The sequence below is a fragment of the Streptomyces sp. NPDC051180 genome, assembly GCF_040689545.1.
Lineage (GTDB): Bacteria > Actinomycetota > Actinomycetes > Streptomycetales > Streptomycetaceae > Streptomyces.
In genome coordinates, this window is the sequence record NZ_JBFBBC010000003.1 from 277,024 (window position 1) to 293,095 (window position 16,072).

The window sequence follows — 16,072 nt, forward strand, 5'->3', positions numbered from 1 at the left end:
GGGCGTTGTTTCACGTGAAACAACGCCCCGCCCGTGCGGGGAGAGGGGTGATGTTTCACGTGAAACATCACCCCTCGGCGCGTTCGCCCCGCAGGGCCAGCGCGATCGCCGCGTAGATCAGAGCCACCAGCACGACCAGAAGTGCGGAACGGCCGTCCGGTGGCAGCATCAGGGCGGCGACCCCTGCCGCGCCCACGAAGGCGACGTTGAACAGCACGTCGTAGAGGGAGAAGACGCGTCCCCGGTAGGCGTCGTCCACGGCGGTCTGCACCACCGTGTCCGTCGCGATCTTGGCTCCCTGGGTGATGAGCCCCAGGACGAAGGCCGCGACGAGGAAGGGGACCGGCGCGAAGGTCAGGCCGAGGGCCGGCTCGACGACGGCGGCCGCCGCGGCGCACAGGGTCATCCACCCGAAGGGTCCGAACCGCCCCACCGCCCAGGGGGAGAGGAGGGCGGCGGCGAAGAAGCCCGCCCCGGAGGCGGCGACGGCGATCCCCAGGAGGCCGAGCCCCTCGGCGTCGGTGGAGCTCCAGGTGTAGCGGCAGAGCATGAGCACGGTGACGAGCAGGGCGCCGTAACAGAAGCGCATGAGGCCCACCGCGACGAGCGCCCGGGCCGCCGGGCGCCGCTCGGAGAGGTGCCGCAGCCCGGCGGCCAGCCCGCGGGCGGTGGAGGCGACGGCGGAGCGGAGGCGCTGCGGGACGAGGAGCGGGTCGGGCCCCAGCAGCGCCCGGGGCATCCGCAGGGACGCCAGGGCGGAGCAGAGGTAGAGAAGGGCGCCGAAGGCCACCACGACCGCGTCGGAGTCGTCGGCGATCAGTCGGACGCCGAAGGCGAGGCCGCCACCGAGGGTCGCGGCGAGCGTGCCGGCGGTCGGGGAGAGCGAGTTCGCCACGACCAGCCGTTCGTCGTCGACGACACGCGGCAAGGAGGCGGAGAGCCCCGCGAGGACGAAACGGTTGACGGCGGTGACCGAGAGCGCGGAGGCGTAGAAGAGCCAGTCGGGCACGGAGGCGAGGATCAGGACGGCGGTCCCGCAGGCGAGCAGGGCGCGCAGCAGGTTCCCGTACAGGAAGACCTGGCGCCGGGGCCACCGGTCGAGGAGGACGCCGGCGAACGGCCCGACGAGCGAGTAGGGAAGGAGGAGGACCGCCATGGCCGACGCGATGGCGGCGGGGGAGGTCTGCTTCTCGGGGGAGAAGACGACGTACGTGGCCAGGGCCACCTGGTAGACGCCGTCGGCGCACTGGGAGAGCAGCCGGACGGCGAGCAGGCGGCGGAAGTTCGTCAGGCGCAGGAGTACGCGCAGATCACGTACGACGGACATGGCAGCAAGACTCACATACGAAGAGGGCCCCCGGGCAGTGCCTCGGGGACCCTCGATCGACAAGCGTGCGGCGCTTTAGCGCTCGACCTCACCCTTGATGAACTTCTCGACGTTGGCCAGGGCCTCGTCGTCGAAGTACTGCACCGGCGGGGACTTCATGAAGTACGAGGACGCGGAGAGGATCGGGCCGCCGATGCCCCGGTCCTTGGCGATCTTCGCGGCGCGCAGGGCGTCGATGATGACACCCGCGGAGTTCGGGGAGTCCCACACCTCGAGCTTGTACTCGAGGTTCAGCGGGACGTCGCCGAAGGCGCGGCCCTCGAGGCGCACGTACGCCCACTTGCGGTCGTCCAGCCAGGCCACGTAGTCCGACGGGCCGATGTGGACGTTCTTCTCGCCCAGCTCACGGTCGGGGATCTGCGAGGTGACGGCCTGCGTCTTCGAGATCTTCTTGGACTCCAGGCGCTCGCGCTCGAGCATGTTCTTGAAGTCCATGTTGCCGCCGACGTTGAGCTGCATGGTGCGCTCGAGACGGACACCGCGGTCCTCGAACAGCTTCGCCATCACGCGGTGCGTGATGGTCGCGCCGACCTGGGACTTGATGTCGTCGCCGACGATCGGGACGCCCGCCTCGGTGAACTTGTCCGCCCACTCCTTGGTGCCGGCGATGAAGACCGGGAGAGCGTTGACGAACGCGACCTTCGCGTCGATGGCGCACTGCGCGTAGAACTTCGCAGCGGCCTCGGAGCCGACGGGCAGGTAGCAGACGAGAACGTCGACCTGACGGTCCTTGAGGATCTGGACGACGTCGACCGGCTCCTCGGCGGACTCCTCGATGGTCTGGCGGTAGTACTTGCCGAGACCGTCGAGCGTGTGACCGCGCTGGACCGTGACGCCGTTGCTCGGGACGTCACAGATCTTGATGGTGTTGTTCTCGCTGGCGCCGATGGCGTCCGAGAGGTCGAGGCCGACCTTCTTCGCGTCGACGTCGAAGGCGGCGACGAACTCGACGTCACCGACGTGGTAGTCGCCGAACTGGACGTGCATCAGGCCGGGCACCTTGGCCGCCGGGTCGGCGTCCTTGTAGTACTCGACGCCCTGCACCAGCGAGGCGGCGCAGTTGCCCACGCCGACGATGGCTACGCGAACCGAACCCATTCCGGTTGCTCCCTGTGTGATCGTGGAAGCCCTGCTGTGCGCAGGGTTTCACTTTGCGGTGTCGTCGGACGGATCCGGCCGGGTACTGCCCCCGTGCCGGGGCAGGCCGCCCGTTTCTCCAGAATCGTTGTCGTGCAGAGCGGGGGCGTCGGAGCCGGATCGCTGATCCCGCCCTGCCCGCTCGCTCTCGATGAGCTCGTTCAGCCAGCGCACTTCGCGCTCCACGGACTCCATGCCGTGGCGCTGCAGCTCAAGCGTGTAGTCGTCCAGGCGCTCACGCGTCCGGGCCAGGGAGGCGCGCATCTTCTCGAGGCGCTCTTCCAGCCGGCTGCGGCGACCCTCCAGGACCCGCATCCGCACCTCGCGTTCGGTCTGACCGAAGAAGGCGAAGCGGGCGGCGAAGTGCTCGTCCTCCCAGGCGTCCGGGCCGGTGTGGGAGAGGAGCTCCTCGAAGTGGTCCTTACCTGCCGGCGTCAACCGGTAGACGATCTTGGCTCGGCGTCCTGCGAGTGAAGCGGCGAGCGCCTCCTCGGGCGCGCTGCCCGGTTCCTCGATCAACCAGCCGTTGGCGACCAGCGTCTTGAGGCAGGGGTACAGCGTTCCGTAGCTGAACGCCCGGAAGACGCCCAGCGAGGTGTTGAGGCGCTTGCGCAGCTCGTACCCGTGCATCGGGGCCTCGCGGAGCAGTCCGAGGACGGCGAACTCGAGGATGCCGGAGCGCCTGCTCATCCGTCGCCTCCTCTGCTTCCGTGGGCCTTATGCCGTGCTGATGTATCGACTCGATACATCAGCACGATAGAACGGCCGAACTGTCTCGACAAGCGGGACCGCCGTGACCGGCGTCACATCATCAATTCACAGCGTTCGACTTGCCGGATTTGGGTGGAAGTCCGGGTCTCCGTGGGTTTTGGCCGTGCGTAGTCTGTGCGGCATGCAGACCACCGGGAACCGAGCGATGCCGTGGGGCGTCAGTGCTGCGGGTGACCGGCTGCGGTACGGATGGGCCTCCGATGGGGTGCCGTACGTGCACATTTCGGGGGGACCGGAACTCAACTGCCGCTTCCAGGCGTACGCGCCTGCCCGAGGAGTAGTCGTTCGATGAGCGAGCATCGTCGCAAAATGCCGCCGCAGCAGCCGCCGACGGGTGGGCGCGCGGCGGCACGGCGCGCTGCCCAGCAGCCGGTGGGCCGCAGGTCGGCCACGGCCCATGAAGCCGGTACGGGAGCCCCTGCGGCCTCGTACGGGCCACCTTCCTCCGCTGGGGAGGAGCGTCCCTACGGAGGTCGCGCGGAGGCCCGCCGGGCCGCCCAGCGCGGCAGCCGCCGTAAGGGTGCCGAGACCGGTCCCGGCGGCCCCGGTGGTTCCGGCGGGGGCCGTCGTGGCGGTGGCGGCGGCGGTCGGGGAAGCGGGCCGGGGCGCGGCTCCGGCGGCCCTCCGCCCGGCAAGAAGCGGGTGATCGACTACCCGAGGTACGGCAAGTACGGCTGGCGCCGCTGGATGCCCTCGTGGAAGCTCGTGACGGGCACGTTCCTGTTCTTCGCGGCGAGCCTGATGGGCGCGGCCGCGTTCGCGTACTCGCAGGTGGAGATCCCTGACGAGGCCAAGACCGCGACCTCGCAGAACAACATCTACTACTGGAGCGACAAGACCCGCATGGTCGCCACGGGCAGTGGCACCAACCGGCAGATCGTTCCCATCGCGCAGATCCCGACGTCCATGCAGAACGCGGTGATCTCGGCGGAGAACAAGACGTTCCGCGACGACTCGGGCGTCGACCCGATGGGTATCGCGCGCGCCGTGTGGAACATGGCCAAGGGCGGCGAGACGCAGGGCGGCTCGACCATCACCCAGCAGTACGTGAAGAACAACCGCCTCGACGACCAGTCGCAGACCGTCACCAGGAAGGTGAAGGAACTCTTCATCTCCATGAAGGTCGGCAACGAGGTGGAGAAGCCCGACATCATGGCGGGCTACCTGAACACCTCGTACTACGGGCGGGGCGCCTACGGCATCCAGGCCGCGGCGCGCGCGTACTTCAACAAGGACGCCAAGGACCTCGACCCCAGCCAGTCGGCGCTGCTCGCCGCGGTGCTGAAGGGTGCGACGTACTACGACCCCGCCGGCTACCCCGAGATCGACTCCGAGGCCACCGCTCAGAAGAACACCGAGCGGGCCACCAAGCGGTGGAAGTGGATCCTCGACGAGATGGAGAAGGACGGCCACCTCACGGCCGCCGAGCGGGCGAAGTACACCACCTTCCCGAAGGTCGCGAAGCCCGGCCAGAACGCCAACCTGGGCGGTCAGATCGGCTACCTGGTCAGGACCGCGAACGCCAACATCAAGACCCAGTTCGGCATCAGCGTCCAGGACCTGGAGCGCGGCGGCTACGAGATCTTCACGACCTTCGACAAGAACAAGGTCGCCAAGCTCGAGAAGTCGGTCCAGAAGATCATCGACAAGCACATCGACCCGAAGAAGCGCCCCGAGGACGACACGCACGTCCAGTTCGGCGGTGCCTCCGTCGACACGGCGACCGGGAAGATCGTCGCCCTCTACGGCGGCGCCGACGCCACCAAGCACTTCAGCAACAACGCCGACGCCACCGGCGCCATGGTCGGTTCGACGTTCAAGCCCTTCGTCCTCGCCGCCGCGATGAAGTACGGCGTCCGGGACCCGAAGTTGGGTTCGGTGCAGGACGAGTCCAGCCGCACGCTCGTGGACCCCGACAAGAGCCGCTACTCCGGCAAGAACGGCCTGGTCGTCCGCAAGTACAACGGGGACACCTGGGTCAACGAGAAGGGCGAGCAGTGGAAGCAGACGAATGACGAGTTCCACGACTACGGCAACATCTCGCTGCGCGAGGCGATGATCCACTCCGCCAACTCGCCCTACGTCCAGCTGGGCATGGACATCGGCATCAGCACGGTCCGGCAGACCGCCGAGGAGGCCGGCCTCCTGGAGAGCTCGCTCGTCCAGGGCGAGGTCCCCTCGTTCTCCCTCGGTATCTCCAGCCCGAGCGCGATCCGCATGGCCGGCGCCTACTCGACCTTCGCCAACGGGGGCAAGCAGAACGACCCCTACTCGGTCGAGAGCGTCAAGAAGGAGGGCGTCGTCATCAAGCAGCACGAGGCGGCGACCAAGCAGCCCTTCACGCCGGCCATCGCCAGCCAGGTCACCGACGTGCTCCACGACGTCGTCGAGAAGGGCACCGGCACCAAGGCCCGCATCCCGGGCCGTGACGTCGCCGGCAAGACCGGTACGACCGACGCCAACATGTCGGCCTGGTTCGTGGGCTACACCGCGCAGCTGGCGACGGCGATCGACATGTACCGCTACGACGACGACGACACCAAGAAGGACCGCAAGTTCGAGGACATGTACGGCACGGGCGCGCAGCCGAAGATCCACGGCTCGTCGTTCCCCTCGCGGATCTGGCAGGACTACATGTCCCAGGCCGTCGAGGGCATGCCGCTCGTGAAGTTCCCCGAGCCGATGGACATCGAGAACTCGGAGCCCGTCTTCGGCGGCGGTGCCACCAGCCAGACGCCGACGCCGACGGCCACGCCGACTCCCACCGAGTCGACGATGCCGACGACGACCCCGCCGGCGACCGCCACGACGACTCCCCCGGCGACCAGGACCCCGAAGCCGGGCAAGACGACCTGTGACATCTGGGACTGGGACTGCAACAACCCGGGGAACCCGGGCGGCAACACCGGTCAGCCGACGACCACACCACCCACCACCGGCACACCGACGCCGACCGGCACGGCGACGGACGACAGCGGCGGGAACGGGAACGGCAGACCCGGCGGCGGGGTCTGGGTCCCCTGACCCCCGGGCGCTCTTCGAGGGCCGTCGCGTCCGCTCCGTACCTTCCGTACGGAGCGGCCGCGGCGGCCCTCGCCGTTTTCACGGGGACGTACGGCAGGATGTCCCCCATGCCGAGCCTCCAGAAGACGAGCGCGCCGCAGGACGGTCCGCAGGACCGTTCGCGGACGGTCAGCCCCACCCGACGGGACCCGGTCGCCGCCGCGGGCAGCGAGCTGATCGGCGGCCCCTTCGGGCGCCGGGCGCTGCCCGGCACCGGGCAGTTCACGGCGGTGCGGGTCATCGCCCTCGTGGCGATCGGCATGTTCGCCCTCGGCATGGTGCAGAAGCTGCCCTGCTACAACTGGGCCTGGTTCCGGGGGACGGCGTCCCAGTACACCCACGCCTGCTACTCCGACATCCCCCACCTCTTCTCCGGAAGGGGCTTCGCGGACGGTCTGGTGCCCTACTTCGACCGGCTGGGCGGCGACATACCGTTTCTGGAGTACCCCGTCCTGACGGGGCTGTTCATGGAGGTCGCGGCCTGGCTGACGCCGGGCGGCGGCAGCCCGGAGGAGAACGAGCGGGCGTACTGGCTGGCCAACGCGGGCCTGCTGATGGTCTGCGCGGCCGTCCTCGCGGTCTGCGTGACCCGCACGCACCGCCGGCGCCCCTGGGACGGGCTCCTGGTCGCCCTGGCGCCCTCGGTGGCCCTCACCGCCACGATCAACTGGGACATACTGGCCGTCGCGCTGACCGCCGCCGCCGTCCTGATGTGGTCCCGTGAGCGGCCCCTGGGCTTCGGCATCCTGCTCGGCCTCGCCACCGCCGCCAAGTTCTACCCGATCCTGCTCCTGTGGCCCCTGCTGCTGCTCTGCTGGCGGTCCGGGAAGTGGCGGGAGTACGGGACCGCGGTGCTCGGCTTCATGGGTGCCTGGCTGGTCGTGAACCTGCCGGTGATGCTGCTCGCCCCCGAGGGCTGGAAGCAGTTCTACCTGTTCAGCCGGGACCGGAACGTCGACTTCGGGTCGGTCTGGCTGCTGATCAGCCAGCGGACGGGCACGTCGATCCCGCCGGACCGGGCCAACCTGTACGCGCTGCTGCTGATGGCGGTGGCCGCGGCCGGGATCGCCTACCTGGCGTTCACCGCGCCGCGCAGGCCCCGCTTCGTGCAGCTGGCCTTCCTGGTCGTCGCGGCGTTCGTGCTGACCAACAAGGTCTACTCGCCGCAGTACGTCCTGTGGCTGGTGCCGCTGGCCGCGCTGGCCCGGCCGCGCTGGCGCGACTTCCTGGTCTGGCAGGCGTGCGAGGTCGTGTACTTCCTCGGGATCTGGATGTACCTGGCGTACACGAGCGGCGGCAACAAGCAGGGCCTGCCGGTGGACGGCTACCAGTTCGCGATCGTGCTGCACCTGCTCGGCACGCTGTACCTGTGCGCGATGGTCGTCCGCGACATCCTGGCGCCCGAGAAGGACCCGGTGCGGCAGGACGGCTCGGACGACCCCTCGGGAGGCGTCCTGGACGGCGCCGACGACCTCGTGGTCGCCGGGAGGGCGGCCCACCCGGCCCGGCACGCCGCGCCGGCCGTCGAGGAGGGGCAGCGGGTGCGGTGGGGTACCCCGGAGGAGCCCCACGACCCGTGGAGCGCCCCCCGGGAGCTGGGCTCCCGGGGGTGAGCGGTTCCGGCCGGCTCAGCGCTCGACGAGCCGGTCGAACTGCGTCGTCGTGTGGCGCAGGTGCGCCACCAGCTCGTCGCCGACCCGGGGCTCCTCGGCGTCGGCGGGCACGAACAGGATCGACACCTGCATGTGCGGCGGCTCGGCGAACCAGCGCTGCTTGCCCGCCCAGACGAAGGGCGACAGGTTGCGGTTGACGGTGGCGAGCCCGGCGCGGGCGACGCCCTTGGCGCGCGGCATGACGCCGTGCATGGCTTTGGGGGCCTCCAGGCCCACGCCGTGCGAGGTGCCGCCGGCGACGACGACCAGCCAGCCGTCCGAGGCGGCCTTCTGCTGGCGGTAGCCGAACCGGTCGCCCTTGGCCACCCGGGTCACGTCGAGGACGGCGCCCCGGTACTCGGTGGCCTCGTGGTCGCCCAGCCAGAGCCGGGTGCCGATCCGGGCGCGGAACCGGGTCTGCGGGAACTGCTGCTGGAGCCGGGCCTGCTCCTGGGCCCGCAGGTGGCTCACGAACATGGTGTGCAGCGGCAGCCTGGCGGCCCGCAGGCGGTCCATCCAGGCGATGACCTCCTCGACGGCGTCCGTGCCGTCGGGGCGGTCCAGCGGGAGGTGGAGGGCGAAGCCCTCCAGGCGGACGTCCTCGATGGCCGAGTGGAGCTGCTGGAGCTCGTCCTCGTGGACGCCGTGCCGCTTCATCGAGCTCATGCACTCGATCACGACCCGGGCGCCCACGAGGGCCCGGACGCCGTCCACGGACGACACGGAGCGGATCACGCGGTCGGGCAGCGGAACCGGTTCCTCACCCCGGCGGAACGGGGTGAGGACCAGCAGGTCGCCGCCGAACCAGTCCTTGATCCTCGCGGCCTCGTACGTGGTGCCCACGGCAAGCATGTCGGCCCCGAAACGGGCCGCCTCGTCCGCGAGGCGCTCGTGCCCGAAGCCGTATCCGTTGCCCTTGCAGACCGGGATGATCCCCGGGAACTGGTCGATGACGGACTTCTGGTGCGCGCGCCAGCGAGCGGTGTCGACGTAGAGGGAGAGCGCCATGGCCGGCCCGGAACCTTTCTGGTGGCAGCGGTGTGTCGGAGATGTGTACGAGAGTACGAAGCCTACGGAACGGTCAGCGGCGCGACATGTAGATGTCGAGAGCCTTGTGCAGCAGCTTGTTCAGCGGGAAGTCCCACTCGCCGACGTACTCGACGGCCTCGCCGCCGGTGCCCACCTTGAACTGGATGAGTCCGAAGAGGTGGTCGGTCTCGTCGAGCGAGTCGGAGATGCCGCGCAGGTCGTAGACGGTCGCGCCCATCGCGTACGCGTCGCGCAGCATCCGCCACTGCATCGCGTTCGAGGGCCGGACCTCGCGGCCGATGTTGTCGGAGGCGCCGTAGGAGTACCAGACGTGTCCGCCGACGACGAGCATCGTCGCGGCGGAGAGGTTCACGCCGTTGTGACGGGCGAAGTACAGCCGCATGCGGTTGGGGTCCTCGCTGTTGAGGACGGTCCACATGCGCTGGAAGTACGAGAGCGGGCGCGGCCGGAAGTGGTCGCGGACGGCCGTGATCTCGTAGAGGCGCTGCCACTCGGCGAGGTCCTCGTAGCCGCCCTGGACGACCTCGACACCGGCCTTCTCGGCCTTCTTGATGTTCCGTCGCCACAGCTGGTTGAAGCCCTTGAGGACGTCGTCGAGCGAGCGGTTGGCCAGCGGGACCTGGAAGACGTAGCGGGGCTGGACGTCGCCGAAGCCGGCGCCGCCGTCCTCGGCCTGCTGCCAGCCCATCTTCCGCAGCCGGTCCGCGACCTCGAAGGCGCGCGGCTCGATGTGGGTGGCCTCGACGTCCTTGAGGCGCTTGACGTCCGGGTCCTGGATGCCGGACTTGATGGCGGCGGAGTCCCAGCGGCGGATGACGACCGGCGGACCCATCTTCACGGAGAAGGCGCCCTGGTGCTTGAGGTGCGCCAGCATCGGCTGGAGCCAGTCGTCGAGGTTGGGCGCGTGCCAGTTGATGACCGGGCCCTCGGGCAGGTAGGCGAGGTAGCGCTTGATCTTCGGGAGCTGGCGGTACAGGACCAGGCCGGCGCCGACGAGTTCGCCGTTCTTGTCGAACCAGCCGAGGTTCTCCGAGCGCCACTCCGTCTTCACGTCAGCCCACGCCGGGACCTGGCAGTGGCTCGCCGCGGGCTGGCTCTGGATGAATGCCAGATGCTGCTCACGGCTGATGGTCCTCAGGGTCAGGCTCATGCGGGGCGCTCCTCGGCAGGTGTGTCCCCATCGGTCAGGGGCTCCGGCTCTCGCGCCGAAGCCTACTGTGACCGGGGAGCGCCCCGGATGGGCGTGTACGCCCTGACGTGGCCCTGGACTCAGCTGATGACGCCGCCGAAGAGTCCGCCGTGCGCCATGCCCAGATAGAAGCCGAACGCCGAGGCGCCGAGTCCGAGGACCAGCAGGAAGCGTTCGCGGGTCGTCGCGGAGATGAACTGTCCGTAGGCACCGGTCAGGATGCCGATCAGGCCCGACCAGGAGCTCAGCAGGTGCAGGTTGTCGAACATCGCGCTGACGAAGGCGAGGACGCCCATGACGAGCGTCACGCCGACCAGGGTGTCCTGGAGGGGGTGGGGCTTGCCGTCGGTCGCGAAGAGGGAGTGGCCGGGGTCGGGTCGCATTGCCTGTGCCATGGGGCACCTCCTGGCGTTGCTGCGCGAGGGCGGCGCATAGAGCGCCGCCGACATCCGTTGTGTACAGATTGCGTCCCCTCACCGGGGAATTTCAACCGGAGGGCGATGTGCGGGTACTCTGTACAGCTGCGCCGGTGTCTGCCCAGGTCCCTCCGGGATCCCCGACGGCCCCTCTCGTTCGCCGAGGGGGACTGTCAGTGGTGGTGGGTACCGTCGCTCACGCATCACGACCCTCCTGCCACGGAACGACCGTGGCCGCTGAGTCCAAAGGAGGTGGGTTCCACATGCGTCACTACGAGGTGATGGTCATCCTCGACCCCGATCTGGAGGAGCGCGCTGTCGCCCCCCTGATCGAGAACTTCCTCTCCGTCGTCCGTGAGGGCAACGGAAAGGTCGAGAAGGTCGACACCTGGGGCCGTCGTCGTCTCTCGTACGAGATCAAGAAGAAGCCCGAGGGCATCTACTCGGTCATCGACCTGCAGGCCGAGCCTGCGGTCGTCAAGGAGCTCGACCGCCAGATGAACCTGAACGAGTCGGTCCTCCGGACCAAGGTCCTCCGTCCCGAGACCCACTGAGCTTCTAGCTCAGAGGTCATCGGGTCCGAGTAGCAACAAAGCAGCCAGAAGCAAACCCGCCGAGAGGTTCCCCCATGGCAGGCGAGACCGTCATCACGGTCGTCGGCAATCTTGTCGACGACCCCGAGCTGCGCTTCACCCCGTCCGGTGCGGCGGTCGCGAAGTTCCGTATCGCGTCCACCCCCCGCACCTTCGACCGTCAGACCAATGAGTGGAAGGACGGCGAGAGCCTCTTCCTCACCTGCTCGGTCTGGCGTCAGGCGGCGGAGAACGTCGCCGAATCGCTCCAGCGAGGCATGCGCGTCGTCGTGCAGGGCCGGCTGAAGCAGCGGTCCTACGAGGACCGTGAGGGCGTCAAGCGCACGGTCTACGAGCTGGATGTCGAGGAAGTCGGCCCCAGCCTCAAGAACGCCACGGCCAAGGTCACCAAGACCACCGGTCGAGGCGGCCAGGGTGGATACGGCGGCGGCGGCCAGCAGGCCGGCGGCGGTGGCGGCGGCAGCTGGGGTGGAAACTCCGGCGGTTCCCAGCAGGGTGGCGGCGGTGCTCCCGCCGACGACCCGTGGGCGACCGGCGGTGGTGCTCCCTCCGGCGGCGGCGGCCAGCAGGGCGGCGGAGGCGGCTGGGGTGGAAACTCCGGCGGCGGCTACTCGGACGAGCCCCCCTTCTAGGCACTGCCCGGAAGCAGCTCGTACCCCCACTTCTTGATCACACAGGAGAAACACCATGGCGAAGCCGCCTGTGCGCAAGCCTAAGAAGAAGGTCTGCGCGTTCTGCAAGGACAAGACCGCGTACGTGGACTACAAGGACACGAACATGCTGCGGAAGTTCATTTCCGACCGCGGCAAGATCCGTGCCCGCCGCGTTACCGGCAACTGCACGCAGCACCAGCGTGACGTCGCCACGGCCGTGAAGAACAGCCGTGAGATGGCGCTGCTGCCCTACACGTCCACCGCGCGATAAGGGAAGGGTGACCGAAAAATGAAGATCATCCTCACCCACGAGGTCTCTGGCCTCGGTGCCGCTGGCGACGTCGTCGACGTCAAGGACGGCTACGCTCGCAACTACCTGGTCCCGCGTGGTTTCGCGATCCGCTGGACCAAGGGTGGCGAGAAGGACGTGGCGCAGATCCGCCGCGCCCGCAAGATCCACGAGATCGCGACCATCGAGCAGGCCAACGAGATCAAGGCCCAGCTCGAGGGCACGAAGGTGCGCCTGGCCGTTCGCTCCGGCGACGCCGGCCGTCTCTTCGGCTCCGTGACCCCGGCCGACATCGCCTCGGCGATCAAGTCCGCGGGTGGCCCCGACGTCGACAAGCGTCGCGTCGAGCTCGGCTCGCCGATCAAGACCCTGGGCTCGCACCAGGTGTTCGTGCGTCTGCACCCCGAGGTTGCCGCGAAGCTCGGCGTCGAGGTCGTCGCCGCGTAACGCTGCCCTTGGCAGTCTGCGCTCAGCAGTGAGGAAGGGCCGCACCCCTCGGGGTGCGGCCCTTCCGCTGTTTCACGTGAAACGGGACGTTCCCCGTGACACGTTCAGCGCGTGGCGCCGGTGACGATCCAGCGGCCGGAACGGGTGCGCAGCCAGAGTGTCAGCAGCCGCACGGTCATCATCAGCGTCATCGCACACCAGAGGGCGGTCAGTCCCCCGCCGAGCACCGGTACCAGCAGGGCCACCGGCGCGAAGACGGCCAGGGTCAGCAGCATGGCCCAGGCCAGGTACGGGCCGTCTCCCGCCCCCATCAGGACGCCGTCGAGCACGAAGACCACGCCGGAGATCGGCTGGGAGAGGGCGACCACCAGCAGGGCCGGCAGCAGGGTGTCCTGCACGGTCACGTCACCGGTGAAGAGCGGGATGAACAGGGGACGGGCGACGATCAGGACCGCCCCGAGCACCACACCCGAGAGCACGCCCCACTGGACCATGCGGCGGCAGACCTGGCGGGCGCCCTGGGCGTCGCCCGCACCGAGGTAGCGGCCGACGATGGCCTGGCCCGCGATGGCGATGGCGTCCAGGGCGAAGGCCATGAGGCTCCACAGGGACAGGATGATCTGGTGGGCGGCGACTTCGGCGTCGCCCATGCGGGCCGCCACGGCGGTGGCGATCATCAGGACCGCGCGGAGCGAGAGCGTACGGACGAGCAGGGGGACGCCTGCCTGGGCGGAGGCGCGGATGCCCGCGGCGTCGGGACGGAGGGAGGCTCCGTGGCGCCGAGCACCTCGTACGACCACGACGAGGTAGACGGCGGCCATGCCGTACTGGGCGATCACCGTGCCCCAGGCGGAGCCCGCGATGCCCAGATCGGCGCCGTAGACCAGTCCGACGTTGAGCACGGCGTTGGCCGCGAAGCCACCGATGGCCACATAGAGCGGTGTACGGGTGTCCTGGAGGCCGCGCAGGACGCCGGTGGCGGCCAGGACGACGAGCATCGCGGGGATCCCCAGGCTGGAGATGCGGAGATAGGTGACCGCGTAGGGGGTGGCGGTGTCGGAGGCGCCGAAGACGTCGACGAGTCCGGGGGCGGTGGGCAGTGTCAGGACGACGACGGCGGCACCCAGGAGGAGTGCCAGCCAGATGCCGTCCATGCCCTGCCTGATGGCTGCCGGGAGATCGCCCGCGCCGACCCGGCGCGAGACCGCCGCCGTGGTGGCGTAGGCGAGGAAGACGAAGACGCTGACCGCGGTGGACAGCAGCGCGGCGGCGATCGCCAGGCCCGCGAGCTGGGGGGTGCCGAGGTGGCCGATGATGGCGCTGTCGACCATGAGGAACAGAGGCTCGGCGACGAGGGCGCCGAACGCCGGCAGGGCGAGGGAGACGATCTCGCGGTCGTGCTGTCGGCGGACGGCCTTGGAGGTCACGGGGGCCTGGGTCATGGGGTCAATCTAATCTTCCACAGGTAAGCGATGCAATGCATCATTGATCCTTACTTTCGGGTGGTGCGAGGCTTCGGGTGTGGGCCGTTTGTTCTGATCTTGAACCGGGGGCCGAAGTTTTTCTCCCCCACAGCCCGTGGACGGAGAAATCGCAGGTCAGGTGCGTGAGTTCGAGGGTGCTATGAGTTTGTCCACATGCCTGTCCCCTGCTCCGTGCACAGGTTCCGGCGAGTTCTCCACAGCATCTGGCCCTTCACCCACAGGGCCTGTGGATAACCAGATTGGCTGACGCTCCCCGCGGGCCTACCGTGGACCGGCGCCCGACGCGCCAGAAGCGGTCGCAAAGCCACTCGTTGATCAAGGCTGTGGCGTAAGAAAGAGTGGCAGGGCGAGGTCCGCGGAGCGGACGGGAGGAGGTGGCTTGGTGACCATGACCGAGCCCATGGACGACCCTTGGGCCGACAGCGGACCGAGTGACCGGCTGCCCACCCGTACCCGCGGCGAAGGGCGGGGCCGGGGCCGCGGACGCGACGACCAGCACGAGCGTGGCAACGACGGCCCGTGGGACGGCGGACTCTCCGGTTTCGAGCGGGTTCCCCCGCAGGACCTCGACGCCGAGCAGTCCGTCCTCGGCGGCATGCTGCTCTCCAAGGACGCCATCGCGGACGTCGTGGAGATCATCAAGGGCAACGACTTCTACAAGCCCGCCCACGAGATGGTCTACGCGGCGATCCTCGACCTCTACGCCAAGGGCGAGCCGGCCGACCCCATCACGGTCGGCGCCGAGCTCACCAAGCGCGGAGAGATCACCCGGGTCGGCGGCGCCTCCTACCTCCACACCCTGGTCCAGTCGGTCCCCACCGCGGCCAACGCCTCGTACTACGCGGAGATCGTCCACGAGCGCGCCGTCCTGCGCCGCCTCGTCGAGGCCGGCACCAAGATCACGCAGATGGGCTACGCGGCCGACGGCGACGTCGACGAGATCGTGAACTCTGCACAGGCCGAGATCTACGCCGTCACCGAGCAGCGCACCACCGAGGACTACCTGCCGCTCGGCGACATCATGGAGGGGGCGCTCGACGAGATCGAGGCGATCGGCTCCCGCAGCGGCGAGATGACCGGTGTGCCCACCGGCTTCACGGACCTCGACTCCCTGACCAACGGCCTGCACCCCGGACAGATGATCATCATCGCGGCCCGTCCCGCCATGGGTAAGTCGACCCTCGCGCTGGACTTCGCCCGGGCGGCGTCCATCAAGCACAACCTGCCCAGCGTCATCTTCTCCCTCGAAATGGGCCGCAACGAGATCGCGATGCGTCTGCTGTCGGCCGAGGCCCGGGTCGCGCTCCACCACATGCGTTCCGGCACGATGACCGACGAGGACTGGACGAGGCTCGCCCGCCGGATGCCCGACGTCTCCCAGGCCCCGCTCTACATCGACGACTCTCCGAACCTGTCGATGATGGAGATCCGGGCCAAGTGCCGGCGGCTCAAGCAGCGCAACGGCCTCAAGCTGGTCATCATCGACTACCTCCAGCTGATGCAGTCGGGTGGATCCAAGCGGCAGGAGAGCCGCCAGCAGGAGGTCTCCGACATGTCGCGAAACCTCAAGCTCCTCGCCAAGGAGCTGGAGCTGCCGGTCATCGCGCTCTCCCAGCTGAACCGTGGCCCCGAACAGCGCACGGACAAGAAGCCGATGGTCTCCGACCTGCGTGAATCCGGCTCGATCGAGCAGGACGCCGACATGGTCATCCTGCTGCACCGTGAGGACGCCTACGAGAAGGAGTCCCCGCGCGCCGGCGAGGCGGACATCATCGTGGGCAAGCACCGTAACGGTCCGACGGCCACCATCACCGTCGCCTTCCAGGGCCACTACTCGCGCTTCGTCGACATGGCGCAGACCTGACCGAGCGCTCTGGAGGGCCTCGGACGCCGTGGCGGTGAGAGTCGGCCGCGCGGAGTCGTGAGGCAGCGGGACGCTGC

Annotated in this window: 14 protein-coding genes; 7 read left to right on the forward strand and 7 right to left on the reverse strand. The window is 69.0% G+C overall.

Going from position 1 to position 16,072, the window contains the following annotated elements; translation table 11 throughout:
* Window positions 1-67: 67 nt before the first annotated feature.
* From AB0424_RS07995 to AB0424_RS08005, 3 genes are all read right to left on the reverse strand, one after another.
* A complete protein-coding gene (locus AB0424_RS07995) occupies window positions 68-1,327 on the reverse strand; it encodes an MFS transporter (protein WP_366303040.1) in 1,260 nt (419 codons plus the stop codon).
* Between the two features lie 75 nt (window positions 1,328-1,402).
* Window positions 1,403-2,485: an inositol-3-phosphate synthase gene (locus AB0424_RS08000; RefSeq protein ID WP_366303042.1), complete on the reverse strand. Its 1,083-nt coding sequence runs from the start codon at window positions 2,483-2,485 to the stop codon at window positions 1,403-1,405.
* A 48-nt stretch (window positions 2,486-2,533) separates the two neighbouring features.
* Entirely contained in the window at window positions 2,534-3,214 is a 681-nt protein-coding gene (locus AB0424_RS08005) for a helix-turn-helix transcriptional regulator (RefSeq protein WP_366303044.1), read from the reverse strand.
* A gap of 369 nt (window positions 3,215-3,583) precedes the next feature.
* Between AB0424_RS08005 and AB0424_RS08010 the strand changes: the two genes are divergently transcribed.
* Both AB0424_RS08010 and AB0424_RS08015 read left to right on the forward strand, forming a co-directional pair.
* Window positions 3,584-6,319: a transglycosylase domain-containing protein gene (locus AB0424_RS08010; protein ID WP_366303045.1), complete on the forward strand. Its 2,736-nt coding sequence runs from the start codon at window positions 3,584-3,586 to the stop codon at window positions 6,317-6,319.
* A 107-nt stretch (window positions 6,320-6,426) separates the two neighbouring features.
* Entirely contained in the window at window positions 6,427-7,971 is a 1,545-nt protein-coding gene (locus AB0424_RS08015; RefSeq protein WP_366303047.1) for a glycosyltransferase 87 family protein, read from the forward strand.
* Window positions 7,972-7,986: 15 nt separating this feature from the next.
* On the opposite strand, the gene AB0424_RS08020 is transcribed toward AB0424_RS08015, so the two are convergent.
* From AB0424_RS08020 to AB0424_RS08030, 3 genes are all read right to left on the reverse strand, one after another.
* Window positions 7,987-9,018, reverse strand: a complete 1,032-nt coding sequence (locus tag AB0424_RS08020) for an alanine racemase (RefSeq protein WP_366303048.1) — start codon at window positions 9,016-9,018, stop codon at window positions 7,987-7,989.
* Between the two features lie 73 nt (window positions 9,019-9,091).
* Window positions 9,092-10,210: a peptidoglycan bridge formation glycyltransferase FemA/FemB family protein gene (locus AB0424_RS08025; protein WP_366303050.1), complete on the reverse strand. Its 1,119-nt coding sequence runs from the start codon at window positions 10,208-10,210 to the stop codon at window positions 9,092-9,094.
* A gap of 119 nt (window positions 10,211-10,329) precedes the next feature.
* Window positions 10,330-10,644, reverse strand: coding sequence for a hypothetical protein (locus AB0424_RS08030; RefSeq protein ID WP_366303051.1), 315 nt, complete (start codon window positions 10,642-10,644; stop codon window positions 10,330-10,332).
* Window positions 10,645-10,928: 284 nt separating this feature from the next.
* Between AB0424_RS08030 and rpsF the strand changes: the two genes are divergently transcribed.
* The 4 genes from rpsF (at window position 10,929) to rplI (ending at window position 12,647) form a co-directional block, all read left to right on the forward strand.
* Window positions 10,929-11,219: a 30S ribosomal protein S6 gene (gene rpsF, locus AB0424_RS08035; RefSeq protein ID WP_005482942.1), complete on the forward strand. Its 291-nt coding sequence runs from the start codon at window positions 10,929-10,931 to the stop codon at window positions 11,217-11,219.
* Between the two features lie 74 nt (window positions 11,220-11,293).
* Window positions 11,294-11,890 (forward strand): single-stranded DNA-binding protein, encoded by a 597-nt coding sequence (locus AB0424_RS08040; RefSeq protein ID WP_366303053.1) that lies wholly within the window; start codon window positions 11,294-11,296, stop codon window positions 11,888-11,890.
* 55 nt (window positions 11,891-11,945) lie between these two features.
* A complete protein-coding gene (gene rpsR / locus AB0424_RS08045) occupies window positions 11,946-12,182 on the forward strand; it encodes a 30S ribosomal protein S18 (RefSeq protein ID WP_005315025.1) in 237 nt (78 codons plus the stop codon).
* 18 nt (window positions 12,183-12,200) lie between these two features.
* Window positions 12,201-12,647: a 50S ribosomal protein L9 gene (rplI, locus tag AB0424_RS08050; protein WP_366303056.1), complete on the forward strand. Its 447-nt coding sequence runs from the start codon at window positions 12,201-12,203 to the stop codon at window positions 12,645-12,647.
* Between the two features lie 104 nt (window positions 12,648-12,751).
* On the opposite strand, the gene AB0424_RS08055 is transcribed toward rplI, so the two are convergent.
* Entirely contained in the window at window positions 12,752-14,089 is a 1,338-nt protein-coding gene (locus tag AB0424_RS08055; RefSeq protein WP_366303057.1) for an MATE family efflux transporter, read from the reverse strand.
* A gap of 424 nt (window positions 14,090-14,513) precedes the next feature.
* Here AB0424_RS08055 and dnaB point away from each other — a divergent pair, with 424 nt between their 5' ends.
* Window positions 14,514-15,995, forward strand: coding sequence for a replicative DNA helicase (gene dnaB / locus AB0424_RS08060; RefSeq protein WP_366303059.1), 1,482 nt, complete (start codon window positions 14,514-14,516; stop codon window positions 15,993-15,995).
* Window positions 15,996-16,072: the final 77 nt, after the last annotated feature.